18 protein-coding genes and 1 tRNA gene are annotated in these 24,789 nt (G+C 66.5%); 6 read left to right on the top strand and 13 right to left on the bottom strand.

The genetic code is table 11. The features are described from left to right. The first annotated feature begins 69 nt into the window (after positions 1 to 69). Positions 70 to 161: transfer RNA gene (locus tag BUF17_RS18570), tRNA-Ser, on the top strand. A gap of 103 nt (positions 162 to 264) precedes the next feature. Here the strand turns inward: BUF17_RS18570 and BUF17_RS22740 are convergent. Further along, positions 265 to 1,911, bottom strand: a complete 1,647-nt coding sequence (locus BUF17_RS22740; protein WP_139282599.1) for a hypothetical protein — start codon at positions 1,909 to 1,911, stop codon at positions 265 to 267. A 149-nt stretch (positions 1,912 to 2,060) separates the two neighbouring features. Beyond that, positions 2,061 to 2,504 carry a helix-turn-helix domain-containing protein gene (locus BUF17_RS18565; protein WP_073631521.1) on the bottom strand — a complete coding sequence of 148 codons (444 nt, stop codon included), beginning with the start codon at positions 2,502 to 2,504 and terminating at the stop codon, positions 2,061 to 2,063. Between the two features lie 118 nt (positions 2,505 to 2,622). On the opposite strand from BUF17_RS18565, the gene BUF17_RS18560 reads away from it, so the two are divergent. Continuing rightward, positions 2,623 to 3,813, top strand: a complete 1,191-nt coding sequence (locus BUF17_RS18560) for an MFS transporter (RefSeq protein WP_244530951.1) — start codon at positions 2,623 to 2,625, stop codon at positions 3,811 to 3,813. A gap of 66 nt (positions 3,814 to 3,879) precedes the next feature. Here the strand turns inward: BUF17_RS18560 and BUF17_RS18555 are convergent, their stop codons facing one another. Continuing rightward, positions 3,880 to 4,350 (bottom strand): Lrp/AsnC family transcriptional regulator, encoded by a 471-nt coding sequence (locus BUF17_RS18555; protein WP_073631518.1) that lies wholly within the window; start codon positions 4,348 to 4,350, stop codon positions 3,880 to 3,882. A gap of 125 nt (positions 4,351 to 4,475) precedes the next feature. Here BUF17_RS18555 and BUF17_RS18550 point away from each other — a divergent pair, with 125 nt between their 5' ends. Further along, complete coding sequence (locus BUF17_RS18550) at positions 4,476 to 6,863, top strand: transketolase (RefSeq protein WP_073631516.1); 2,388 nt, start codon at positions 4,476 to 4,478, stop codon at positions 6,861 to 6,863. A 94-nt stretch (positions 6,864 to 6,957) separates the two neighbouring features. On the opposite strand, the gene BUF17_RS18545 is transcribed toward BUF17_RS18550, so the two are convergent. Together BUF17_RS18545 and BUF17_RS18540 are read right to left on the bottom strand one after the other, a co-directional pair. Beyond that, the gene (locus BUF17_RS18545; RefSeq protein ID WP_073631514.1) at positions 6,958 to 7,644 is read right to left on the bottom strand and encodes a DUF899 domain-containing protein; all 687 of its coding nucleotides are present in this window, start codon (positions 7,642 to 7,644) and stop codon (positions 6,958 to 6,960) included. Next, the gene (locus tag BUF17_RS18540) at positions 7,622 to 7,933 is read right to left on the bottom strand and encodes a hypothetical protein (RefSeq protein ID WP_073631512.1); all 312 of its coding nucleotides are present in this window, start codon (positions 7,931 to 7,933) and stop codon (positions 7,622 to 7,624) included. The genes BUF17_RS18545 and BUF17_RS18540 overlap by 23 nt, the downstream gene beginning before the upstream one ends. Before the next feature lie 103 nt (positions 7,934 to 8,036). Here BUF17_RS18540 and BUF17_RS18535 point away from each other — a divergent pair, with 103 nt between their 5' ends. Beyond that, positions 8,037 to 9,257: an HTH domain-containing protein gene (locus tag BUF17_RS18535; RefSeq protein ID WP_073631510.1), complete on the top strand. Its 1,221-nt coding sequence runs from the start codon at positions 8,037 to 8,039 to the stop codon at positions 9,255 to 9,257. Between the two features lie 141 nt (positions 9,258 to 9,398). After that, on the top strand, positions 9,399 to 10,136 hold the full coding sequence (locus BUF17_RS18530) for a Vgb family protein (protein ID WP_139282598.1): 738 nt from the start codon (positions 9,399 to 9,401) through the stop codon (positions 10,134 to 10,136). A gap of 156 nt (positions 10,137 to 10,292) precedes the next feature. Here BUF17_RS18530 and BUF17_RS18525 read toward each other — a convergent pair whose 3' ends face one another. The 7 genes from BUF17_RS18525 to BUF17_RS18495 all read right to left on the bottom strand — a co-directional run bounded on the left by BUF17_RS18525 (position 10,293) and on the right by BUF17_RS18495 (position 23,069). Then, a complete protein-coding gene (locus BUF17_RS18525; protein WP_073631508.1) occupies positions 10,293 to 10,802 on the bottom strand; it encodes a phage holin family protein in 510 nt (169 codons plus the stop codon). Positions 10,803 to 11,180: 378 nt separating this feature from the next. Beyond that, positions 11,181 to 11,537, bottom strand: coding sequence for a DUF883 family protein (locus tag BUF17_RS18520; protein ID WP_073631654.1), 357 nt, complete (start codon positions 11,535 to 11,537; stop codon positions 11,181 to 11,183). Positions 11,538 to 11,946: 409 nt separating this feature from the next. Continuing rightward, positions 11,947 to 13,416, bottom strand: a complete 1,470-nt coding sequence (gatB, locus tag BUF17_RS18515) for an Asp-tRNA(Asn)/Glu-tRNA(Gln) amidotransferase subunit GatB (protein ID WP_073631505.1) — start codon at positions 13,414 to 13,416, stop codon at positions 11,947 to 11,949. Between the two features lie 638 nt (positions 13,417 to 14,054). Beyond that, complete coding sequence (locus BUF17_RS18510; RefSeq protein WP_073631503.1) at positions 14,055 to 15,323, bottom strand: porin; 1,269 nt, start codon at positions 15,321 to 15,323, stop codon at positions 14,055 to 14,057. 710 nt (positions 15,324 to 16,033) lie between these two features. Beyond that, on the bottom strand, positions 16,034 to 18,703 hold the full coding sequence (gene alaS, locus BUF17_RS18505) for an alanine--tRNA ligase (protein WP_073631501.1): 2,670 nt from the start codon (positions 18,701 to 18,703) through the stop codon (positions 16,034 to 16,036). Positions 18,704 to 18,988: 285 nt separating this feature from the next. After that, the gene (recA, locus tag BUF17_RS18500; RefSeq protein ID WP_073631499.1) at positions 18,989 to 20,071 is read right to left on the bottom strand and encodes a recombinase RecA; all 1,083 of its coding nucleotides are present in this window, start codon (positions 20,069 to 20,071) and stop codon (positions 18,989 to 18,991) included. Positions 20,072 to 20,246: 175 nt separating this feature from the next. After that, positions 20,247 to 23,069 (bottom strand): ATP-binding response regulator, encoded by a 2,823-nt coding sequence (locus BUF17_RS18495; RefSeq protein ID WP_073631497.1) that lies wholly within the window; start codon positions 23,067 to 23,069, stop codon positions 20,247 to 20,249. Between the two features lie 296 nt (positions 23,070 to 23,365). Between BUF17_RS18495 and BUF17_RS23415 the strand changes: the two genes are divergently transcribed. Next, positions 23,366 to 24,073 carry a flagellar biosynthetic protein FliO gene (locus BUF17_RS23415; protein WP_073631496.1) on the top strand — a complete coding sequence of 236 codons (708 nt, stop codon included), beginning with the start codon at positions 23,366 to 23,368 and terminating at the stop codon, positions 24,071 to 24,073. Positions 24,074 to 24,305: 232 nt separating this feature from the next. On the opposite strand, the gene dksA is transcribed toward BUF17_RS23415, so the two are convergent. Beyond that, positions 24,306 to 24,722: an RNA polymerase-binding protein DksA gene (dksA, locus tag BUF17_RS18485; protein WP_073631494.1), complete on the bottom strand. Its 417-nt coding sequence runs from the start codon at positions 24,720 to 24,722 to the stop codon at positions 24,306 to 24,308. Positions 24,723 to 24,789 lie beyond the last annotated feature (67 nt).

The raw sequence follows: 24,789 nt of genomic DNA, 5'->3' as shown, positions 1-24,789 counted from the left end.
CCGTTTCACACGTTTTCGACAACCGGGCTATTGCGCCCACGGGATGGAGCGGCTAGGGATTTCCGCGCTGGAGACGTGGCCGAGAGGCTGAAGGCGGCGGTTTGCTAAACCGTTATACGAGGAAACTCGTATCAGGGGTTCGAATCCCCTCGTCTCCGCCATCGACCTAGTTGAGCCACAGCATTGTCGCCAGCCGTGTTCGCGGTAACCATACTAAGGCGGATGTTTTTCGCAGTCGGACCACATATGACCGACGGTTGATGGCTATCTACGAACGCCACTTGAATATGCTATCCATGGGGCGACGTCATTAAGGCGATCTGCAAATGGATCAGGCTTGGAAATAACCGCCGCGTCCGTCAACTCATGATAAATGCCCTCCAAGGTCCAGCCCTGCCTCTCCGGCGTCGAGGCGACAGCAAGTGTCCGCAGAACGTCCTGGTCTGAAGCGCACGCCAATAGAGCTTCCAGATCTCTCACATGGCATAGGGCGATTGGGCACCGGTCCTCCCCTATTATGTTGCCCTCCAAGTCAGCCAACTCCCCTGCCCTTCGTCTTACTTCCGCACGCTGACCATCCGATGCCTCTAACCAAGTGTCGAGCGTAAGCAATAGTCCGATCACTGACTTTTCCACCCCGTGAGCACACCGCGCAATTCCCCGCCGAACGTGAGATAAGAAGCGCCATATCTGAAATATTCCCTTTGCCAAATCGTCTATTCCCGGCGAATGCAATGCCTCTTTCTCCTCGCCGAATTTTGCGACAATTGGTTCCTTTTTCGCCTTGCACTCTATCGCGACAGCAATTTTTCCTTTCTGAAGCATCATTAGATCGGGGCTGTGTCGCCCATTATACTGGAATTCTTTAATAATATCAAATTCACTCAGATATCCAATAAGAATATCGTAACAATATTTCTCAAAAACTTTTCCTAATTTAGCGGATATATCTCTAGCCGTAGCCCCATCCGCTTTAGTTATAATATCGTAGTATAGTCCCTCTGTAATTCGCTCGATTATGAGATCGGGGACTGGGGCAACAAGTACCTTTGGAAATCGAACAATCGGCGAACTTCGAAAAACACTCGCGGTGTAACTGGTATGGGTACTAATCGCCTTGAATTTTCTCACAGCCGCCTGCGCTTCAGGCAAACTGACGGTCAAAAGCTGCAGCGCTCTTTCGCCAGCGGCTCGATCGATCCCAATTTTGCTTACATCGAATGGGAGTTTTACACCCGAATATTCTTCGAAGAGGGCATAAAGTGAAAATGCAACTAAAGAAAAATCACAGATTGAAATTCCGTATCGTTCTTGAAATTGCTCCTGAGCCTCAGGAAAAGTGTAGAGAAACGATGATCTGTAAAAAGCGCGGCGCGTGACCTTTCCACGCTGCCACGGAAACTGACGTTGGGCCATTCGGTGCATCTGGGTGAAGACGCTAACTCGTCTAAGGGTGAGGCCATCTTCCGCGTCCTCAAGCTTGTGAAGCAGATTAACAGCTTGGACTGCCGCCTCTAGCCTATGACAATCTACTATCTTGCTTGGCCTTCCTGGAATATTGCGAGCCTTATTTACGACAATTAATTCATTGGCGAGAGTCTCGATCAGCCATTTATGGAAGAATTTCCCCCTGACGTTCAAAATCTCTAAAAGCTCTTGCGGCGGCCTATAAAACCAACTCCATCCCGCTTGGCTCCTATCATCACCATCTTCTATCGCGTCCATAGCCCATAACATTCGCAGAAAGGCCTCGTCGTCATGAACGCGCGATAGAAATTCATCTAACTGCCTTCGACGGGATTCTAGACGTCGCCGTTTTAGCACCGAATCAGCCAGCTTATTTTCGGATTTTCTTCTTGATTTTTTCATCATAAAAGCTCTGGCTCGACTATCGTCGACGAACATAACCATCCATGTACATCACAACACAGAATAGACGTCAATACTTATATTAACTACCGCAATATACCCCCTCCCGTCTTGTCCGCCACTGCGTCTCTCGCCAGCAATAGAAGCGCTTGGCTGATCCCGGGCCATCAATGACATCGCGCGCCTTCATCTCATCCGGGAGCTGGCGTCTTCCTCCTCCTTGCCGTTGTTCCCCGCCTTTCGCCGCGTTTGCCGGCGAGGTCGACGAGGCGTCGGAAGGTGGGGCATTCCATGTGGGTGGGGGCGCGGCAGTCGGCGACGTGGCGGAGCGTGTCGCGGAGCGCCGTCAGGTCGTGGATTTGGCGGTCGATCTCGTCGGCCTTGCGGTGGAGCACGTCGCGGGGCAGATCGGGCGTGCCGGTCCGGCCGAACATGCCGGCGATCTCTTCCAGCGTGAAGCCCGCCTGCTTGCCCATGGCGATCAGCTTGAGCTGCAACAGCACCTCCGGCGGAAACTGCCGGCGCAGCCCGTGCCGGGACACGGACGCGATCAGCCCGGCTTCCTCGTAGTAGCGCAACGCCGACGGCCGTACGCCGCTTCTTGCCGCGACCTCGCCGATATCGAGAAATTTCATGCTTGACCTCAAGTCGGCTTCAAGTGGCAAGCCTGCTCCCGAACCGACATTCCGGCAAGAGGGCAGCATTATGGAAACGACTGACGAGGGCTTATCGACGAAGAAACGGACGGCGAGCATGGCCACGCTTTCTCTGGCAATGCTGCTGGCGTCACTCGGCACCAGCATCGCCAATATCGCGCTGCCGACGCTGGCCGCGGCGTTTTCCGCGCCGTTCGCGCAGGTGCAGGCGGTCGTCGTCGCCTATCTTGCGGCGCTGACGATTTCGGTTATCGCCGCCGGGCGGCTCGGCGACCGGTATGGGCTGAAGCCGTCGCTCGTCGCAGGCTTGATCGTGTTCGCCGCCGCGTCGCTGTTTTGCGCGATGGCGCCGAACCTGTGGTGGCTGATCGGCGCGCGGAGCCTGCAGGGCATCGGCGCCGCGTTCCTGATGACGCTCGCCATGGCACTGATGCGCCAGACGGCGAACGAGGCGCGCGTCGGGCGGGCGATGGGCCTGCTCGGCACGGTCTCGGCACTCGGAACGGCGCTCGGTCCCACGCTCGGCGGCGCGCTGATTCCGCTGACGGGATGGCGCGGCATCTTCTGGGTGCAGGTGCCGCTGGCGGTTCTCGCCCTGACGCTGGCGGTGACGACCCTGCCGAACGAACGGGCGAAGGCGAAGACGACGCGCGGCCGGCTGCTCACGGCGATCGACCGGGCCCTCGTGTCCAACTTGGTCGCCAACGTGCTCGTCGCCGCGGTCATGATGACGACGCTGGTTGTCGGCCCGTTCTATCTCGGCCTCGGACTCGGCCTGGAGGCACGGACCGTCGGTCTGGTCATGGCGGTCGGCCCGCTGATCTCCATCTTAAGCGGCATGCCATCCGGCCGGCTGGTCGATGCGTGGGGTAGCCACCGGGTGCTCGCGACCGGGCTCGTGCTGCTGATGGCGGGGGCGTTTCTGCTGGCGTTCGTGCCGAACATGGCGGGCGTTGCCGGCTATGTTCTCGCCATCGTCGTTCTCACGCCGGGCTATCAGCTTTTCCAGGCTGCCAACAACACGGCCGCACTGGCTGACGTGCCCGGGGAGAGCCGCGGCACCGTGTCGGGCGCGCTCAACCTGTCGCGCAATATCGGCCTGATCGCGGGGGCGTCGCTGATGGGCGCGGTGTTCGCCTTCGGCGCCGGGACGGAGGACATCGCCGGCGCGTCCGCGCAGGAAATCGCCGCTGGAATGCGGCTGACCTTTCTCGCCGCCGGCGGGATGATGCTGGTGGCGATCGTGGCGTCGTTCGGACGTCGCAAGCCTGCCGTTCAAGGCCGCTGACGCCCGGACGCGCCGCCTTTGCGGGTGCAGGCATGAGGCGACGGATCGGTGACGGGTCGGCGCCGGTCACGACAGCGGCAGCACTTCCGAGCGCTTCACCTGGCCGAGGGCGAAACTGGTCTCGATGGAGGCGATGTTTTCGAGGCGGGTCAGCTTGTCCTTGATGAAGCGTTCATAGGCTTCGAGATCGGCGGCGACGATGCGCATCAGATAGTCGCGCTGGCCGGTCATCAGGTAGCAGTCGAGCACTTCCGGCCAGCGGGCGACGATCTCCTCGAAACGGTCGAGGTCTTCCTCGCGCTGGCGTTCCAGCTTGATGGAGGCGAACGCGCTGATCGGCAGGCCGACCTTCTTCTGGTCGACGATGGCGGCGTAACCCTTGATGATGCCCGCCTTTTCCAGAAGCCCGATGCGCCGCGAGCAGGGAGACGGCGACAGGCCGACCTTCTGCGCGAGCTCCGCCACGGAGATCTTGCCGTCCGTCTGCAGGACGCGGAGGATCTTGCGGTCGATGGCATCGAGCTGTGGATCTGGCACGATTCGTCACCTTGAGAGCGATCTGTGGTGAATCCAGCTAATCACGCGCGGCAGCGAAGGCAAGTTTGGCCGGTTTCGCCTTCGTGCGCGGTCTAGGATCCGCCCAAAATGACGGGAGCGAGACGATGGCCGACCTGAGGATGCTGGGCGAGCTGGAACGAAAGGTTCTGTGGCTCGGCACATGGATGATCCACAATGCCAACCACCTGCGCGACAACGGCGACGGCCTGAAGGTCGGCGGGCATCAGGCCTCGTCGGCATCGCTCGCGACCATCCTGACCGCGCTCTATTTCCACGCGCTGCGGCCGGAGGACCGCGTGGCGGTGAAGCCGCATGCGAGCCCGATCTTCCACGCGATCCAGTACCTCTTCGGCAACCAGACGCGCGAGAAGATGGAGAACTTCCGCGGCTTCAAGGGCGTGCAGTCCTATCCCTCGCGCACCAAGGACGTCGACGACGTGGATTTCTCCACCGGCTCGGTCGGGCTCGGCGTCGCGCAGACGCTGTTCTCGGCGCTGGTGCAGGACTACGTGCAGGCCAAGGGCTGGAAGCCCGACATGCCGGCGGGCAAGATGGTGGCGCTGGTCGGCGATGCCGAGATGGACGAAGGCAACATCTTCGAGGCGCTGCTGGAAGGCTGGAAGCACGGCGTGCGCAACACCTGGTGGGTGGTCGACTACAACCGCCAGAGCCTCGACGCCGTGGTGCGCGAGGGGCTGTGGGCGCGCTTCGAGGCGATCTTCCGCAATTTCGGCTGGGATGTGGTCGTCATCAAGCACGGCAAGCGCCAGCAGGCCGCATTCGCGGAGCCGGGCGGCGACAGGCTGCGGGACTGGATCGACGCGTGCCCGAACCAGCTCTATTCGGCGCTGACGTTCCAGGGCGGCGCCGCCTGGCGCAAGCGGCTGATGGACGATCTCGGCGACCAGGGGCCGGTCTCGGCGCTGATTGGCCGGCGGAGCGATTCGGACCTCGCCGCGCTGATGGGTAATCTCGGCGGCCACGACCTGCCCTCGCTGATCGAGGCGTTCGAGGCGGCGCGCGGCCACGACCGTCCGGTCTGCTTCATCGCCTACACGATCAAGGGGTTCGGCCTGCCGCTCGCCGGCCACAAGGACAACCACGCCGGCCTGATGACGCCGGCGCAGGTGGAGGGCCTGCGCGCGGCGATGAACGTGCGGCCGGGCCACGAATGGGACAAGTTCGAGGGGCTCGACTTTGACGAGGCGGCGGTACAGGCGTTCCTGGATACCGTTCCGTTCACGCGGCGCGGCCGTCGCCGGTTCACGGCCGCCGAGATCGCGGTGCCGGAGGCGCTGGACTTCGCCGCTCAGCCTTCGATGTCGACCCAGCAGGGGTTCGGCCTCGTCATGCACGAGATCGGCAAGTCCGGCACCGCGCTCGCCGAGCGCATCGTCACCACCTCGCCGGACGTGACGGTCTCGACCAATCTCGGCGCCTGGGTCAACCGGCGCGGGCTGTTCGCGAAGGAAGCGATGGCGGACCTGTTCAAGGCCGAGCGGATTCCGTCCACCTACAATTGGGAGTTCTCGCCGAAGGGCCAGCACATGGAGCTCGGCATCGCCGAGAACAACCTCTTCATCATGCTGTCCGCGCTCGGGCTGTCGCATTCGATCTTCGGCGAGCGGCTGCTGCCGGTCGGGACGCTGTACGACCCGTTCATCGAACGTGGCCTCGATGCGCTGAACTATGCCTGCTACCAGGATGCGCGCTTCCTGCTGGTCGCGACGCCCTCGGGCGTGACGCTTGCGCCTGAAGGCGGCGCGCACCAGTCGATCGCGACACCGCTGATCGGCCTGGCGCAGGACGGCCTCGCGAGCTTCGAGCCGGCCTTCGTCGACGAACTCGCGGTGATGATGCGCTGGGCGTTCGCCTACATGCAGCGCTCCGGCCAGGGCGAGCCGGACGGCTCGACCTGGCTGCGCGACGCCACGGGCGGTTCCGTCTATCTGCGGCTCTCGACCCGCAGCCTCGAACAGCCGCGGCGGGAGATCACGCCGCAGCTGGCGGAGGACATCGTCAACGGCGGCTACTGGATGCGCCGGCCCGGACCGAACGCGCAGGTGATCGTCGCCTATACCGGTGCGGTCGCGCCGGAGGCGATCGAGGCCGTCGGGATGATGGCAGAGGACCGCCGCGACATCGGGCTTCTGGCCATCACCTCGGCCGACCGCCTCAATGCCGGCTGGACGGCGGCGCAGCGCGCCCGCGAAGGCGGCACCGCCCATGCGACGAGCCATGTGGAACGGCTGCTGGAAGGCGTTCCCTCCCATTGCGGCATCGTCACGGTCATCGACGGCCATCCGGCGACGCTGGCGTGGCTCGGGTCGGTTCATGGTCACCGCACCCGCTCGCTCGGTGTCGAGCATTTCGGGCAGACGGGCTCGATCGCCGAACTCTATCGCCACAACGGCATCGACGCCCGCAGCATCGCCGCGAGCGCCGAAGCGCTGACGCCCGGCCGGCCGATCCGGACCCTGCGGGCGGTGTGACGGACGGGCGGGACCGCCGGGACTGAACCGCACACCGACCGGGATGCTGGCGGTCGGGCGGCCGGCTCTACCGGTGCCCGGTCCTGCCGGTGGCTCAGTATTCGTCGTGCAGGCGCACCCAGCTCATCGTACCCGCCTCGTTGCGGCCCTTCGGGGCGAGATCGAGCCAGTTGAAGGCGCCGATCAGCAGTTCCGCACCGCGATGGTAGGTCGAGTAGGTGTGGAACACCGCGCCATGTTCGTCCCGCGCGAAGATGCTCGCGCCGAACATGTCGGTGCTCCGGCGGATCGGTGTGCCGTAATTGTAGATCGCATGACCGGCGGCGATGTCCTCGGGCGTGAAGGAGACGCCGAAGTCGAAGTTGAAGTCGCTTCCCTCCGACGAGACCCACGGGAAGCCCCAGCCCATGCGGGCACGGACGGCGTCGATCCGCGCCAGCGGCACCCGCGAGACGGCGGCGAACGACAGGTCGGCCTGCTCGAAATGCTGCCGCGCGGCGTCGATGTGGTCCGAGATGAACGAGCAGCCAGGGCAGATGTGGTCCGAGCCCGGCGTCAGCATGAAGTGATAGATCGCAAGCTGGCTGCGATCGCCGAACAGATCCGCCAGGGTGCAGGGGCCTTCGGGACCGGAGAATACATAGGATTTTTCAACGCGCGTCCACGGCAGGTTCCGCCGTTCGGTGCGCAGCGCATCGAGTTCGTGCGTCAGCGCCCGTTCGCGCGCGAGCAGCGCCTTGCGGGCATCGATCCAGGCTTCACGGGAGACGATCTGGTTCATGGTCGTTTTCCTTCCGGTTTGGAGGTGTGTCATTGCGACTGAAGCGGGCCGCGAGCTTTAGCCAGGGCGGCAGGTGGAACAGGCTCATCAGCAGGTACATCGCAGCCATGCCGTCGAGGGGCAGAACGCCCTGCCCCGCGGAACAGAACGGGGCGGGAGAGGCATTGCCCGCAGCGATGCCCGCCATGGCCGCGAAGACCGGTGAGGCGGCGAGCGCGAGCCAGCCGGACAGATTGCCGGCCGCTCCGGGGACCCGCCGATCCGCGCCTGCTGCCGGGACCGTTGTCATTTGCCGCCTCCCGTCCGATTGTCGATGTGCCGCGCTGCGGCGACGCATGAACCCTAGGCGAGCGGGGCGACCGGGCGGGAGTGACAACCGTGACGGGATTGCGATGGATGCGCTGATGGTACAGGCGGCCCGCGCGCTCGCGGCCGGCGACCCGTTCGCGGCGCTGAAGCGGATTGCGCTGCGGGACGAGCCGGAGGCGCTCGCACTGCGCGGCATCGCCATGGCGCAACTCGGCGACCTCGCGCGGGCGAAGGCTCTGCTGCGGCGCGCCGCGCAGGCGTTCGGGGCCTCCGCACCGCTCGGACGGGCGCGTTGCCGCCTCGCCGAGGCGGAGATCGCCCTCGTCTCCCGAGACCTCACCAACCCGGCCATATCGCTTCCCGCCGCGCAGGCGGCACTCGCGGCACACGGCGACAGCGCCAATGCAGCCCACGCCGGCTATCTGGAGGCACGTCGGCTGCTTCTGATCGGCCGGCTCGATGCGGCGGAGGCCATGCTGACCGCCCTCGATGCCGCGGCGCTGCCCCAAGCCTCCCGACCCGGCTACTGGCTCGTGGCGGCCGGCATCGCCATGCGGCGCATCCAGGCGGAGCCGGCGCGAAGGGCGCTCGACAGGGCAAGGGATGCCGCCGTCGCGGCCCGCATTCCCGCCCTGGAGGCGGAGGTCGAACGGGCACGGCACATGCTCGACGCCCCCGCCGCCCGGCTGATCTCACGCGATGGAGAACGCGACCTCGCGCTTTCGGAGGTGGAGGACCTGCTGGCATCCGATGCGCTCGTGATCGATGCCTGCCGGGGTGCCGTGCGGCGGCGCGGGACCGCCATCTCGCTCGCGGGACGGCCGGTTCTGTTTGCGCTTGTCCGGGCACTCGCCGAGCACTGGCCGGGCGACGCCTCGCGAGAGGCGCTCGTCGCACGCGCCTTCCGGGGCCGGGAGGCAGACGAATCGCATCGCGCTCGGCTGCGTGTCGAGATGGGCCGCCTGCGCAAGGCGCTCGCGCCGCTCGGCGCGCCGAGCGCCACCAGACGCGGCTTCGTGCTGAGGCCGCGCGCCGCCGGATCCGTCGCCGTCATTGCACCGCCGGTGGAGGGAGACCACGGCGCTGTGCTGGCGCTCCTCGCCGATGGCGAAGCTTGGTCCAGTTCCGCGCTGGCGCTCGCGCTCCACATCAGTCCCCGAACCGTTCAGCGCGCGCTCGAGGCGCTCGCAGCGGCCGGCAAGGTGCAGTCGTTCGGCGGGGGTCGCGCCTGCCGGTGGACCATGGCGACCGTGCCGGGTTTCCCGACAAGCATGTTACTCTCGGCACCGCTCGCGGACGGATAGAGCAGGACCCGGCGGGCGCTCTGCTCGACAGGCGAGCCGAAGCCACGGGCGCAAAATGCCGTGGCGCGGGCAACTGCCGGATGGTCTCCTCCCTCGGATCGGATCGATCCCGGAGGATCTGGCGAGGGAGGGCCGAGCGAGATGCCGACCGGAGACGAGCGGACCGGGGACGTCGAAAGCCTTTCGGCGGACGATCGCCGCGACGAGGCCGAGAACCAGACGGACGAGATCGAGATTCTGCGCGAGTACGGCCCTTTTCCGGGCGTCGCCAGCGTCCATGGGGTCAGCTTCGACGGCCGGCACATCTGGTTCGCCTCCGGGGACAGGCTGAACGCGCTCGACCCGGACACCGGGGAGATCGCCGGCGCGCTGAACATCGCGGCCGACGCCGGCACCGCGTTCGATGGCACACACCTGTTCCAGATCGCGGGCGCCATGATCCGGAAGATCGACCCCGATAGCGGTGCGGTGTTGAACACCATTCCGGCGCCGGGCGGTGGCATGGCTTCGGGCCTCGCCTGGGCGGAGGGAACGCTCTGGGTGGGCCAATATCGCGACCGCACGATCTGCCAGATCGATCCCGAAACGGGCGCGGTGCTGCGCACGGTCCACTCGGATCGCTTCGTGACCGGCGTGAGCTGGGTGGACGGCGAACTCTGGCATGGCACGTGGGAGGACGAGACCAGCGAGGTGCGCCGCATCGATCCTGAAAGCGGCGCGGTGACCGCGCGTCTCGCCTTGCCGGTGGGCCAGATCGTCTCGGGGCTGGAATCCGATGGCGCAGACCGGTTGTTCTGCGGAGGCGGCAACAGCGGGAAGATCAGGGTGATCGGCCGGCCGCGCGCGGACCGGGGCACCATGAGGAACCGCCGGGCTTAGAGCATATCCCGTTCAGATCGGATCGATCTGAACGACAAGGATATGCTCAAGCTTTTGACTCTGGAGCGATTTCTTGTCGACCTGACAATTCCATCAGATCGGAAAGCGCTCTAGCGCGTTCTCGCGGGACACCATCCCACCCCGAGTGGGCTTACGCTATCCCCGCAACCCGACGATAATGCCCGCCACGAGCGCCGCAAGCGCCAAGCCGACGGCGGTCGACGACTTCGCCGTTCGGGCCGCATCGCTGTCCGCCACCTTTTCCGCCTTCTCGCGGACCGAGCGCCCGAGATCGCTGGCGGCGGCGAACACTGCGTCGACCCCCGCCGATGCGGCCGGAGGTGGCGGGGGCGCGCGTCGACGCGACGTCACCGCAAGGATCACGATCAGGCCCACGACGAGCGCACCGCCTCCCGTCGCAGCCGCCGCGCCGGCCGGCCCGAGATGGGGCGTCGCGTAGATCGTCACCGCCAGCAGAAGGAAAACGACGCCGATCGCCGCCAGCACACCGCCGACAGCGATGCCGATGGCAATCGTGATCGCGCGCTGCGCCATGGCCTCGGCGCGCGCCCGACCCAAAGCGATGATCGGTCCGACCGCCCGGTTCAACGCCGCACCGAGCAGTTGCCCGATCATGCCCTGCTTCGTCATGCCGATGATCCCCAATTCCGATGTGACGGATGATTGTTCCGCCGAGGAGCCCGCAGCCTCCAAACCCCATCCCCTGTCCGGTCCGAACGGTCAGACCGGCCGGGCGACGCTCAAGCTGTTTAATCCGGAGCGCGTTGCTGCGGACCGAATGGCCGACCCAACCTCAAAGCGATCCGCTCTACCGCCACCGAGACCGCCGCGCCTGCCGCCGAACACAGCCCGCTCGGGCGTGGGCGGCGACCTAGAGCATTTCCCGTTCAGATCGAACGGATCTGAACGACAAGGATATGCTCAAGCCATTGAATCTGGCGCAATTTCTTGTCGACCGGACAATTCCATCCGATCGGAAAGCGCTCTAACGGGGGCGTGGCGGCGATGCGGGCGCCGTTCGGCTCAGTTGCGGCGCGTGAGCAGGCCGATAAGAAAGCCGATGCCGAATGCCGCGGCGACCGAACCGATGGGATTGCGCTCGACGAGATGCGTGAGATCCGTCGCCGCCTCGCCGGCCTTGATCTTCGCTTCCCGCGCTGCCGCCTGGCCTTCCGTCGCCAGCCGGTCAACCGCCTCCCCCGCCTTGGTCGCGGCGGCGCGGGCGTGGCCGCGCACGGTGCCCGCCGCATGTTCGGCTTCGTTGGCGATAAGGGCGCGAACCGTTTCCGTAAGCCGTGCAATATCGGCCTTCAGGGTGGCGAACTCGGCCGCCACGTCTTCCGCGCTCACGCCTTCGGCCGCGCCTTTTTGATCCGCCATCATCATCTCCTTGCGTTCCAGGACGGGCCGACGCCGGCCGGCCGCATGTCGCAGTTGCCTCCATTAACGCAGCTTGGCCGTCATCGGTTCAATCGATATGTGCGCTTGCGGACGGGTGGACCAAATATCCGCGCGCACGTGGGGGAACCTCGCCCGACCGCTGACAGATGCTGCCCCGTCTGAATAGCACCAGCCGGCTGGCGCGTGCCCCGGATAGATCAAACTTTCGGCGTCCGCCCGCGGGTTGCACCCGCGGCGCCGGCCGGCCAGGCCCCACGGCGCCATGGCCGGGCATCGGCCCCAACTCGGCGGGAGTTGAACCGGCACGGCCGGCCGGCAGCGCACCCGCCTCAGCGAAAAAAAAGGCCCGCCGAGCGCGGCGGGCCTTCCACCAAAATCGCGGATCGGCTTACTCGATGCCGAGCTTCGCCTTCACGATGGCATTGACCGACTGCGGATTGGCCTTGCCGCCGGTCGACTTCATGACCTGGCCGACGAACCACCCTGCCAGCGTCGGCTTCGCCAGCGCTTGCGTCACCTTGTCCGGATTCGCGGCGATCACGGCATCGACCGCCGCCTCGATGGCTCCGGTGTCGGTGACCTGCTTGAGCCCCCGCGCCTCGACGACCGCACGCGGATCACCGCCTTCCTGCCACACGATCTCGAACACATCCTTGGCGATCTTGCCGGAAATGACCTCTTCGGAAATCAGGTCGAGGATGGTGCCGAGCGAGGCAGCGTCGATCGGACTGTCCGCGATGGCGCGCCCTTCCTTGTTGAGGCGCCCGAACAGCTCGTTGATCACCCAGTTCGCCGCCTGCTTGGCGTCGCGCCCCTTCGCCACGGCCTCGAAATAGTCCGAGGAGGCCTGATCGGACACCAGGACGCTCGCGTCGTAGCCCGAGAGGCCGTAATCGGCGATGAAACGCGCCCGCTTCTCGTCCGGCAGTTCCGGCAGGCCCGCCGCGACATCGGCGATGAACGCCTCCGTCAGTTCGAGCGGCAGCAGATCCGGGTCGGGGAAGTAGCGGTAGTCGTGCGCCTCTTCCTTCGACCGCATGGAACGGGTCTCACCGAGCCGGGCATCGAACAGCCGCGTTTCCTGGTCGATGGAACCGCCATCCTCGAGAATCGCGATCTGGCGGCGCGCTTCGTATTCGATCGCCTGGCCGGCGAAGCGGATGGAATTGACGTTCTTGATCTCGCAGCGCGTGCCGAGCGGCCCGCCGGGGCGGCGGACCGAGACGTTGACGTCGGCGCGCAGGTTGCCCTTTTCCATATCGGCGTCCGACGTGCCGAGATAGCGCAGGATCGTGCGCAACTTCGACAGATAGACCCGGGCCTCTTCCGACGAGCGCAGATCGGGCTTCGACACGATCTCCATCAGCGCGACGCCGGAGCGGTTGAGGTCGACGAAGCTCATCGTCGGGTGCTGATCGTGCAGCGATTTACCGGCGTCCTGCTCGAGGTGGACGCGCTCGATGCCGACGACGACCGTCTCGCCGCTCAGCATGTCCAGCACGACTTCGCCTTCGCCGACGATCGGGTACTTGTACTGCGAGATCTGATAGCCCTGCGGCAAGTCCGGATAGAAGTAGTTCTTCCGGTCGAACACCGACCGACGATTGATCTCCGCCTTCAGCCCCAGACCGGTGCGCACGGCCTGCCGAACACAGGCCTCGTTGATCACGGGCAGCATGCCGGGCATCGCGGCGTCGACAAGAGAGACCTGGGAATTCGGGGCTGCGCCGAACCGCGTCGCGGCGCCGGAGAACAGCTTCGATTCGGATGTGACCTGGGCATGGACTTCCATGCCGATCACGACCTCCCAATCGCCCGTCGCCCCCTTGATGAGGCTCTCAGCCTTGGCTTCCCGCACGTCCGTCGTCTCCTGATCATGTCCTGGCAAGACGCAGCCCGTCCGCATCACTCGCCCATCGGCGCGTGTGGCGATGCTTCAGCCGGCTGGCGCCCCGACCGCGCCTCCGGGCATCGGTGTCACGGCCATCCGCCGGCCGCATACCAACCGCTCCGGACCGCGGATCTCGCGGCTCGTCCGCGTGGCTTCGATTGACGATTTTTTCCCCGCCGGGTCAAGCCTCGCCCGGCTGTCTGGCGTGTCCGCCGACACCGCCCTTCTCATGGCGCTCTCCCGGGCCGCCCTCCCCCGCCGTGCTCGTCGCGACGCGGGTTGGCCACCGGCATTCGCGGCATCGCCCAGACCATGCAAGCTCCCGGACCGCACGGAAATCTTCCTGAACGCCGGGAACCGTCGCGGACATAAGGAACACCTTGCGGACCGCATCCGCCGCACGACCGGCAACCGCCGTCGCGTCACGGGGGATCGGCGCACCAGCGAACGATATCGACCTCGCCAGCGGCGGCTTCTGCGCCGGCCGGGCAGGAAGGCTCCAAAGTGAGCGACAGAGACGGGCCGTAGAAACGGAAAGAGCCCGGCGGATTTCTCCGCCGGGCTCCTGTAACAGAGCTGAACTTGGGTTCAGCCGATGGCTTGGATCAGAAGTTGCGCTGGATGCGCAGCAGACCGATCAGGGAGTTCTCGCTCTTCAGGATACCCGAGAGGTCGTTGTTGGAGGGCGAGATGTTCACGTACTCGAGGGCGGCACCGAACTCGAGGCCAGCGACCGGCTGATAGCCGATGGTGCCGGTCACGTTGTAGTTGTTCAGGTCGACCTTCGAGGCGGTCGGCAGGTCCACGTTCGAGCCGAGGTAGGAGGCATCGATCGCGGCGTAGATCTGCGGGGTGAAGTAGTGCTGGATGCCGGCGGCAACCGACCAAGCAGTGGTCAGCTCGACCTCACCCGAGAACGGGTTCACGAAGGCGTCCGGGATCTGGGTGGTGTAGGTGGAGCCACCGCCCGTGTTGAACACCGCGTAGGACTGCGGCGAAGCGTACTTCACGGCGCCCTGGGTGAAGACGCCCTGCAGGTTGAAGGTGTCGCCAGCGCCGAGGAACGGCAGGTTGACGGTCACGCCAGCGCCGACGGCGTAGCCGTACTTGGAGCCGGTGCCGACAGACGCCAGGGCGGTGTCGACGTTGACCGAGTGGCCGGCAGCCATGATCTGAGCCGAACCCCAGCCCTGATCGACGCGGACGTTCGCGACGACGTCCGGATACTTCTGGCCACCGTAGTAGTTGGTGCCCGGAGCGGTCGGGTCGACGAGAGCGGTCTCGCGGTTGCCGGCGTCTTCGAGCGACAGCGTGGCGGAGAAGCCGTTGCCGAAGGCGTAGGTGTAGGCCAGCAGGTTGGTGCTGGTATCGGAGTGGGCCGGCTCGTAGATCGAGTTGTAGCCAACACCGGTGAAGAAGTCGAACATCGACTGAGCCTGACCAGCGGTCAGACCACCGAACTGGATGTAGCCCTTATCGAGCCAAACGGACGAGCTGTTCGCATTGTCCATCTGGAAGTTGGTCTCGATGTATGTGCGCAGCAGGCCGAATTCGGTGTTGGTGCGCGTGTCGAAGCGGACGTTGCCACGGGCACGGAACCGGTAGCCGTTCACATCCTTGTCGTTGTACTGCAGGTTGCCGAACGAAGCGGTGTCGCTCTGCGTGATACCCACGTCGTACTCGGCGCGGAGGTAGCCGGAAATCTTCAGGCAGGTCTCGGTGCCGGGGATGTAGAAGAAGCCCGTGCCGAACGCGTCGCAGACGCGAACGTAGTCAACCGGCTCCGGAGCAGCAGCGACGGGAAGGTCCGCAGCCTGCGCACCGGTCACCGCGAACGCGCCGGCAACGCCAAGGACGACGCCTTTGATCTTCATGTGACGATCTCCATTCATTTCGTTTCTGGCATTCGGTCGCCACCCGCGCCGGACAAGCCGATGGATGGTTACGCTGTTGCCGCACTTTCGCGCGTCAGGATCGATGACGACAGACCGGACCAAAACCCGTGTTGCCGCAGCAGCGAACGCTTCCGCTGAGAGAGACCATACCGGTGGCCCCGGCCCGTTCAATCGCAAACACAGGCCCGGCCGGGTTTGTGGAACCGATCTGAAACGAGTGTTGCGACGAGGCAACAAAATGGCGGCCCCAAGGCGGATTATGACGACAAAGGGACGTCACGAACGCGCCCGCCACCGCGATAAGTCGCCGGATTTGCTGGTTAATAAGAGATTAATGGCTGGGGATAAAGGCACCGCCACCACCGCGGGAGCCGAATCGAACCGCACGAATCATGGCGATTCGCCTGGGCCAATGCCCGATCGCGCGACGGCATCGGCGCTTCGCCGGCTGGGATAGCCCGGACTGGTGGCAACCCGGCATGGAGCAAGGAATAGGCGACAGGGTCAGCGACGCCGGCGGCCAGTGGTCCGGGTCTCACCGCGCGGGGCGGGAGGATTGTGGTCGAATCGCGCCGGACGAGCGTGTTTGACATCGCCCAAGCTGGGCCTGCCAGCCGCAGCGGCGGGGAAGCGGCCCCGTCCGCCCGCGATGTCGGCGCCCTCCCGCAGCGGTCAGGCGAAGTCTCGTGTCAGGCCGCTTCCGCGGCCTGACGAATCTCGGCCTCGATGGCGGCGATCGCAGCAGCAGCCTGCTGTCCATCTGGGCCGCCGGCCTGGGCCATGTCGCGGCGTCCGCCGCCGCCCTTGCCGCCGAGCGCGGCGGCGCCGGCCCGCACCAGTTGTACGGCGTCGAAACGGCCGGTCAGATCGTCCGTCACAGCGACCACGACGGCGGCCTTGCCGTCGTCCGCGACACCGACGATGGCGACGATACCGGACTCAACCGCCTTCTTGCTCTCGTCGGCAAGGCTCTTGAGGTCCTTGGGGGCGATTCCGGTCACGACGCGGGCATCGAGCCGCGTGCCGGCGACGTCCCGCAACGCGGAGCCGCTGCCGGCCTCCCCACCACCGAGGGCGAGCCGCCGACGGGCGTCGGCCAGTTCGCGCTCGAGCCGCCGGCGATCCTCGACGACGGCCGACGCGCGCTCGACCACCTCGGCGACCGGCGCCTTCAGGATGGCGGCGAGCGCCTTGAGCCGGCGGTCCTGCTGGGCGAGGTGATGACGCGCAGCATCCCCTGTCAGCGCCTCGACCCGGCGCACGCCTGCCGCAACCGCGCTTTCGGACACGAGCGAAACGAGGCCGATATCGCCGGTGCGCGAAACGTGGGTGCCGCCGCAGAGCTCGACCGAATAGGGGCGTCCCGTGCCGCCGGTGCCCATCGACACCACGCGGACCTCGTCGCCGTACTTCTCGCCGAACAGCGCCATCGCGCCCGATTCGATCGCCTCGTCCACCGCCATCAGCCGCGTGGTGACCGGTGCGTTCTGAAGTACGGCCGCGTTGGCCAGATCCTCGATCTCCGCGAGATCGTGATCCGAGATCGGCATCGGATGAGAGAAGTCGAACCGCAGGCGATCCGGCGCAACGAGCGAACCTTTCTGGGCGACGTGATGACCGAGCACGCCGCGCAGCGCGGCATGAAGCAGATGGGTGGCCGAATGGTTGGCGCGGATCGCCGAGCGGCGCGCGCCATCGACGACGAGTTCGATCGCCTTACCGACGGTGAGTTCGCCTTCCTCGACGCTGACGGCGTGGACGAAAAGGCCACCTGCCCGCTTCTGCGTGTCCGTCACCTTCGCGACGAGGCCGGAGGCGCGGAGCATGCCGGTATCGCCGACCTGACCGCCGGATTCGCCGTAGAACGGCGTCTGGTTGACGACGACGAAGCCGGACTGCCCGGCCGACAGCGTCTCAACCTCGCGGCCGTCGACCACCAGCGCGGACACCACGCCTTCCGCCTGCTCGGTCTCGTACCCCAGGAACTCCGTCGCCCCGAGCCGCTCCTTGAGCACGAACCAGACGGTTTCCGTCGCCGCCTCGCCCGATCCGCTCCAGGCCGCACGCGCCTCGGCGCGCTGGCGCTCCATCGCGGCATCGAAGCCGGCAAGATCGACCCCCACGCCCCGCGCCTTGAGCGCGTCCTGCGTGAGATCGAGCGGGAAGCCGTAGGTGTCGTAAAGCCGGAACGCCGTCTCGCCATCGAGCGAGGCACCGGGCGTGAGGCCGCTCGAGGCCTCGTCGAGCAGGGTCAGGCCGCGGTCGAGCGTGCGGCGGAAGCGGGTCTCCTCAAGGCGCAGCGTCTCGGAGATCAGCGCCTCCGCGCGCACGAGTTCCGGATAGGCCTGCCCCATCTCGCGCACCAGCGTCGGCACGAGGCGGTACATCAGCGGCTCGCGCGCGCCGAGAAGACGGGCGTGACGCATGCCGCGCCGCATGATCCGCCGGAGCACGTAACCGCGTCCCTCGTTCGAAGGCAGCACGCCGTCGGCGATCAGGAAGCTGCTCGCCCGGAGATGGTCGGCGATGATGCGGTGGCTAGCGGTATTCGGACCCTCGGCGCGCACGCCGGTCACTTCTTCCGACGCGCGGATCAGCGCCCGGAACAGGTCGATGTCGTAGTTGTTGTGCACGCCCTGAAGCACGGCGGCGACACGCTCGAGGCCCATGCCCGTGTCGATCGACGGCCGCGGCAGCGGCACACGCTTGCCACCGGGCAGTTGCTCGAACTGCATGAACACGAGATTCCAGATCTCGATGAAGCGATCGCCATCCTCGTCCGGCGATCCGGGAGGACCGCCGGCGACCTCCGGACCGTGGTCATAGAAGATCTCGGAACAGGGACCGCACGGCCCCGTGTCGCCCATCGCCCAGAAATTGTCGCTGGTGGCGATGCGGATGATGCGCTCGTCCGGCAGCCCGGCAATACGCCGCCACAGCGACGCTGCCTCCTCATCCTCGTGGTAGACGGTGACGAGCAGCCGGTCCCGCGCCAGACCGAACTCACCGACGACGAGGTTCCAGGCAAGTTCGATAGCCCGTTCCTTGAAATAGTCGCCGAACGAGAAATTGCCGAGCATCTCGAAGAAGGTGTGATGCCGCGCGGTGTAGCCGACATTGTCGAGATCGTTGTGCTTGCCGCCGGCCCGCACGCACTTCTGCGCGGTCACGGCGCGCGGCGTCGCACGCGTCTCGAGCCCGGTGAACACGTTCTTGAACTGGACCATGCCGGCATTGGTGAACATCAATGTCGGGTCGTTGCGCGGCACGAGCGGGCTGGAATGCACCGGCTCGTGGCCGTGACCGGCGAAATAATCGATGAAGGTCGATCGGATTTCGTTGACGCCGCTGCCGCTCATGTCGTGGACCGCGCTCCAAAAGTCAGCGCGCGGCAGGCATGCCGCGCGCATTCAGGCCAAGGACAGGTCCGCGATCGGGAGCGCCGGGATAAGGACGCCAGCCGCTTCTAGGAAGCACGCGCGAGCCCGGCCCGGCGACCGGAAACGATAACCAGCCGGGGCGGTTGTAGCGTCCCGCCGCCGGCCTGTCACCCCTGCCGGCGGGACCGCCGCACGGCAATTCGGCTCGACGACGCCGCAGGTGCCGGCACGCGAACGCAACCGCCATCCCAACGACGGTCGCCGTCATTCCTCCGGCGGACCGTCGTCCTCGGCCTCAGGGGTTCCGTGACCGACGATCGACTCGGCGATCAGGCCGGCATTCTGGCGGATCGCCGCCTCGATGGCGTTGGCGACCTGGGGGTTGTCGCGCAGGAACTGCTTGGAATTCTCGCGGCCCTGCCCGAGGCGCTGGCTGTCGTAGGAGAACCAGGCACCGGACTTCTCGACGATGCCGGCCTTCACGCCGAGATCGAGCAGCTCGCCCGTCTTCGACACGCCGGCCCCGTACATGATGTCGAACTCGACCTCGCGGAACGGCGGCGCGAGCTTGTTCTTGACGACCTTCACCTTGGTCTGGTTGCCCACGACCTCGTCGCGCTCCTTGATCGCGCCGATGCGGCGGATGTCGAGGCGGACCGAGGCATAGAACTTGAGCGCATTGCCGCCGGTGGTGGTCTCGGGGCTGCCGAACATCACGCCGATCTTCATGCGGATCTGGTTGATGAAGATCACCATGGTCTTCGAGCGCGAGATCGAGCCCGTGAGCTTGCGCAGCGCCTGGCTCATCAGGCGGGCCTGGAGACCCGGAAGCTGATCCCCCATCTCGCCCTCAAGCTCGGCCTTGGGCGTCAGCGCCGCGACCGAATCGATCACCAGCACGTCGACCGCGCCGGAGCGCACGAGGGTATCGGCGATCTCGAGGGCCTGCTCGCCGGTATCAGGCTGCGAGATCAGGAGGTCGCCGATATCCACGCCGAGCTTGCGGGCATAGAGCGGATCGAGCGCGTGTTCCGCGTCCACGAACGCACACACGCCGCCCTTCTTCTGTGCCTCCGCCACCACATGGAGCGCCAAGGTCGTCTTGCCGGACGATTCCGGTCCGTAGACCTCGACGATGCGCCCCTTCGGCAGGCCGCCGATACCGAGCGCGATATCAAGTCCGAGCGATCCGGTGGAAATCGACTCGACCTCCACCGCCTGGCCCTGACCGAGCCGCATGATCGATCCCTTGCCGAAGGAACGTTCGATCTGCGACAGCGCCGCATCGAGCGCTTTTCTCTTATCCATCGACGATCCCTCAATCAGGCGCAGATTCGCTTGGCTCATAGCGCGTTCCTTATTTCACGGCGGAGGGGCGGTTTCAAACTGCGTTCAGTGTACCTCTTTTGTTCCTGTTCGCAATATGTTCTCATCACAGCGACGGCGCTTTTTCGGCGATCCCTGCAAACGACACGCCATCCGCGGCTGGAACTCGGCCCATCCGGAGGCCGGCGGGCGGCAATCAGTCCGCCAGCGCGGCCTTCACGGCGGTGGCGAGCTGCTTCAGCGTGAAGGGCTTGGGCAGGAAGCTGAAGTGCTCGTTTTCGGGCAGGTTGCGGGCGAAGGCTTCCTCCGCATAGCCGGAGACGAACACGATCCTCAGGTCCGGTCGCGTCTTGCGCAATTCGCGCAGCAAGGTCGGCCCGTCCATCTCCGGCATCACGACGTCGGAGACGACGAGGTCGATGCCGCCCGATGCCGCCGTCATGACCTTGAGCGCCTCGGCGCCCGTCGACGCCTGATGGACGGTGTAGCCGCGCGACGCGAGCGCGCGAGCCGCGAACGCCCGCACCGCCTCCTCGTCCTCGACGAGAAGGATCGAGGCACTGCCGGTGAGATCGGCCGCGGCTTTTTCGGCGTCGGAGGGGGTGCTGGTCGGGGCCGTCGCGGCGCCGCTGGCGGCCGGCGGCTCGATGCCGGACTCCTGTGGCGTCGGTGTTGCGGGTTCCTTCGTCCGAGCCTCGATGCGCGCAGTGCCTGCCGCGTCCGCGTGCGTCTGCGCGACCTCGACCGCCTCGGACACCGGACGCCGGACCCGGCGGGCCGCGGCGATCTCGCCTGCGCCCGTTCGCTCCCCATCGGCCCGCCCAGCTTCGGCGCGCGCCCGCGGCAGGAAGATGCGGAAGACCGTTCCGGCGCCGACTTCGCTCTCGACGGTGATGCGCCCGCCGGACTGGGTGACGATGCCATAGACCGTCGAAAGGCCGAGGCCGGTGCCCTTCCCGACTTCCTTGGTGGAGAAGAACGGCTCGAAGATCTTGTCCATCACCTCGGCGCTCATGCCGGTGCCGGTGTCGGAGACTTCGATGAGAATGTGGTCGGCCGCGGGCAGCGGCTGGCCGCCGAAGCTGCGCCCGCCCTGGAACGCCTTCGTCTCGACTGCGGGAAGGTTGGAGGTGCGGATCGTCAGCGTGCCGCCTTCCGGCATCGCGTCGCGGGCGTTGACGGCAAGGTTGATGACGACCTGCTCGAGCTGGTTGACGTCGGCCATCACCGGCCAGAGATCGCGGCCGTGGATGACTCTGAGATCGACCTGCTCGCCGAGCAGCCGGTCGAGGAGGATGGTGAGATCGGCCAGAACGTCGGTCAGGACGATGCGCTCCGGGCGCAACGTCTGCCGGGTGGCGAACGCCAGAAGCTGGCGCACGAGGCCGGCCGCCCGGTTGGCGTTCTGCTTGATATTCATGATGTCCTGGAAGAACGGATCGGTCGGCCGGTGGCTCGCCAGCAGGAGATCCGAAAAACCGATGATGGCCGTCAGGACGTTGTTGAAATCGTGGGCGACGCCGCCGGCCAACTGGCCGATGGCCTGCATCTTCTGGCTCTGGGTGAACTGGGCCTCCAGGGCGCGCTGCTCCGTCGTTTCCAGCGCATAGACGATGGCCACCTCGTCGTCCGCGTCCCGGTCTCCGCCCTGCACCGCCTCCTGCACGGCGGAGACGTAGAAGCGCACCGAGCGCTGGCCGGCCCCGGCGAGCGTCGCATCGACGGGCGCAACGGCAACCCGGCCGCGGACAGCCCCGTCGAGGGCTTCGGCAAGGCCGCGCCGGTCTCGCTCCACGACGGCATCCGCTAGCCGCGGACGCTCCTCGCCTGGCACCGGATGCGCGAGTACGCCGAACAGCTTCAGGAACGGTGCGTTGGTGCGGCCGATGCGGCCATCCTTGTCGAGTGAGGCGATCGCGACCGGTGCGTTGTTGAAGAAGCGCGCGAACCGCACCTCCGCCGCCCTGAGCGATTCGGAGGCCTCCGCCCCCGCCGCCCGGCTCACGACGAGGGTGCGCGAGTTGTCGGGACGTCCGTCCGGCCCGAAGGTCACCCGGTGCAGCAGCCGGACCGGCAGCGGATTGCCTGCGCGGGTGACGAGATCGAGATCGACGGTCTCGGTGCGGCTGTCCCCCGGGCGACCGGAGAGGGACGCGAGAAGCGCGACGCCGTCGCCGCGCACCAACTGCCCCAACGGAATCATGCCGGCTTCGAAGTGCGCGAGATCGTAACCGAGCCAGTCGGCGAGCGTGGCATTGAGGAAGACGACACGGCCGGCGGCATCGACCGAGAAGAAGCCGGCCGGGGCTCGATCCAGGAAGTCGATGGCGTTCTGCAGGTCCAGGAAGCCGATTTCCGGATCCTGTCGCGAATCCGGCCGGACGTCTTGCCGGGGACCTTGCGACACCGCCGCGCCCGCTTCCAGCCGCCAGACGTGCAGGCCCAGCCGCTCCAGGCCGCCGCGCAGCGGCGCAACCGCGAGGTGATAGGCGTGCGGCGGCCCGCCCGCGGGGTCGGCGATGCGGGAGAGACGGATTTCCGCCTCGGCGGGCTCGCCCGCCTGGCCTGCCGCCGTGAGCCTGTGGATCGCCTCGACGGTCTCGTCATCGGCGGCCGGCAGCCGGTCGAGCGGCGGGAGTGCGCCCGCCGGTGCGGATGGCGCGGCCTGGCAGAGCGCGCGATAGGCGGCATTGCCGTAGACGGGCCGCCCGACGGCATCGCACACGAGCACGGCCTCGCCGACGGCATCGGCGACGGCCGCGGCGAGGGCCGACACCGGCTCGGCCTCACCGAAATGCAGAAGCCCGACAGACGCCGCGAACAGCGAGAACACGCCCACGACCGCGAGAATGCCGAGCACCGTCAACAGGTACGGCTCGGCCTCGTCGGCCGACATCAGCAGGAGAAGCGCCGCCGTCGCTGCCAGTACGGCGGCGAGGCCGAACGCAAGGAGCAGGCTGCCGCGTCGCCCGGCATGGTCGATCCCGCGGCCTGCCGCTCCGTGTCCGGCGCTCGTCATGATGCCTCTCCGCCCTCGACTTGCCGCCGTCGCACGCCACGGCGCGCGTGGCTGCCGGGCCGCCTCGCGCGGCCGGCGATGCCGCACTGCCTCGCCCCGACGGGCACGAGATGCGCCGGCCGACAAGAAATCGCCCCGATTTCAATCTCTTGAAGGAATGTCGGTGTTTTCCGCCGCATCGCCCCAGCAGCCTCTAGCATGCCGTCTTTCGATTCGGTTAGCTGGTCCGGCCGGGAACGCGCCGGCCGGACATCAGGATACCGTGCGGCACTTCCGTTGGCGATGGAGCATCGGACATGAGCGGCTGGTTCGAGGAATTCGGCTTTTCGCCCGCATCGGCGCGGCTGCTGCAGATGGTGGTCGCAGCCGCCATCGCGCTCGGCGCGATCTATGTCGTGTTCCGGCTGATTGGCTGGCTGCAGGGCGCACGATCGTCGTTCCGCAGCGGCCGCCGGCTCTCCGTGGTCGAGGTGCTGCCCGTGGACGACCGCCGCCGCCTCGTGCTCGTGCGGCGCGACGGCGCCGAGCACCTGCTGCTGGTCGGAGGCCCGGGCGGCGATCTGGTGGTCGAGAACGTCGCAGCGTCCGAGATACCGGCGGGCGTGACGCCGGAGGCGCGGGCCTACAAGCCGCCACCCGTTGCGAAGCCGGCGTCTGCAACGGTTCAGGCACCGGTCGCGCCCCCTGCGGCGCCGCGGCCGGCCAGCATGGCGAAGCCATCGCATCAGGCGCCGCCGCCACCATCATACCCGGAGGTCCCGCCGCCGGCCGGTTCGCAGCCTGAAACGCCGGACTGGCCGCCGAACCCCTATGCGCCACCGCGTCCGCCAACCGCCGAACAGGCGATGCCTGCACCGGGCGACGGCATCCCCCTTCGCGCCACCCGACCGGATCCGGGACCGCCGCCGCTGCGCAGGCCCAGCCCCGCGGCTGCGCCGGAGCCGGCGGCAAAGCCGGCCGAAACCCCGCCCGCCGGAGGCCGCTCCGAACCGCGCTGGCCCTGACAGGCCGGCGGCCGGACAACAACGGACGGCCCGACGACGGCTTCGATCCATCTCGCCCGATCACGCACCCGCGGATCGAGGGCTGACCGAGCGGCGGCATCGCCATCGGTCCACATAAAGAAACCGCCTGCCCCGACCGGACAGCTCCATCCGGTCGGGGCAGGCGGCTCAAGCATTCAGGCCGGACCGATTTCCCGTCGTTCAGATCGGTTCGATCGGAACGGGATATCCTCTAGTCGTCGCGATAGACCCGCTCGCGGCGTTCGTGACGCTCCTGCGCCTCGATGGACAGCGTCGCGATCGGACGGGCGTCGAGGCGCTTGAGCGATATCGGTTCGCCGGTCTCCTCGCAGTACCCGTAGGTCCCGTCCTCGATGCGCTTCAGGGCGGCATCGATTTTCGCGATCAGCTTGCGCTGGCGATCACGGGCCCGGAGTTCGATCGCACGGTCCGTCTCCGAGGATGCACGGTCGGCGAGGTCCGGATGGTTCTGGTTTTCTTCCTGGAGGTGGTTGAGCGTCTCGCGGCTTTCCTTGAGGATCTCGTCCTTCCAGGTCAGCAGCTTCTTGCGGAAATATTCCCGCTGGCGCTCGTTCATGAACGGCTCACCCTCGATGGGGCGATAGTCGTCATCGATTTCTACAGCCATGGCGCTCCTCGGCTCGGGCTCAAGGCGCGCTCCTTATAGCGACGACATCGCCCCGGCACAATGTTGC

Source organism: Pseudoxanthobacter soli DSM 19599, assembly GCF_900148505.1.
Classification (GTDB): Bacteria; Pseudomonadota; Alphaproteobacteria; order Rhizobiales; family Segnochrobactraceae; genus Pseudoxanthobacter; species Pseudoxanthobacter soli.
The sequence above is the reverse complement of the archived record's forward strand: the minus strand, read 5'-3'. Positions and strand labels throughout refer to the sequence as shown.

Excerpts from the sequence above, each read along its gene's own strand:
- BUF17_RS22740 (WP_139282599.1), bottom strand. The coding sequence starts at position 1,911 with ATGGTTATGTTCGTCGACGATAGTCGAGCCAGAGCTTTTATGATGAAA.
- BUF17_RS18565 (WP_073631521.1), bottom strand. The coding sequence starts at position 2,504 with ATGAAATTTCTCGATATCGGCGAGGTCGCGGCAAGAAGCGGCGTACGG.
- BUF17_RS18560 (WP_244530951.1), top strand. The coding sequence starts at position 2,623 with ATGGCCACGCTTTCTCTGGCAATGCTGCTGGCGTCACTCGGCACCAGC.
- BUF17_RS18550 (WP_073631516.1), top strand. The coding sequence starts at position 4,476 with ATGGCCGACCTGAGGATGCTGGGCGAGCTGGAACGAAAGGTTCTGTGG.
- BUF17_RS18545 (WP_073631514.1), bottom strand. The coding sequence starts at position 7,644 with ATGAACCAGATCGTCTCCCGTGAAGCCTGGATCGATGCCCGCAAGGCG.
- BUF17_RS18540 (WP_073631512.1), bottom strand. The coding sequence starts at position 7,933 with ATGACAACGGTCCCGGCAGCAGGCGCGGATCGGCGGGTCCCCGGAGCG.
- BUF17_RS18535 (WP_073631510.1), top strand. The coding sequence starts at position 8,037 with ATGGATGCGCTGATGGTACAGGCGGCCCGCGCGCTCGCGGCCGGCGAC.
- BUF17_RS18530 (WP_139282598.1), top strand. The coding sequence starts at position 9,399 with ATGCCGACCGGAGACGAGCGGACCGGGGACGTCGAAAGCCTTTCGGCG.
- BUF17_RS18520 (WP_073631654.1), bottom strand. The coding sequence starts at position 11,537 with ATGGCGGATCAAAAAGGCGCGGCCGAAGGCGTGAGCGCGGAAGACGTG.
- BUF17_RS18510 (WP_073631503.1), bottom strand. The coding sequence starts at position 15,323 with ATGAAGATCAAAGGCGTCGTCCTTGGCGTTGCCGGCGCGTTCGCGGTG.
- alaS (WP_073631501.1), bottom strand. The coding sequence starts at position 18,703 with ATGAGCGGCAGCGGCGTCAACGAAATCCGATCGACCTTCATCGATTAT.
- recA (WP_073631499.1), bottom strand. The coding sequence starts at position 20,071 with ATGAGCCAAGCGAATCTGCGCCTGATTGAGGGATCGTCGATGGATAAG.
- BUF17_RS18495 (WP_073631497.1), bottom strand. The coding sequence starts at position 23,069 with ATGACGAGCGCCGGACACGGAGCGGCAGGCCGCGGGATCGACCATGCC.
- BUF17_RS23415 (WP_073631496.1), top strand. The coding sequence starts at position 23,366 with ATGAGCGGCTGGTTCGAGGAATTCGGCTTTTCGCCCGCATCGGCGCGG.
- dksA (WP_073631494.1), bottom strand. The coding sequence starts at position 24,722 with ATGGCTGTAGAAATCGATGACGACTATCGCCCCATCGAGGGTGAGCCG.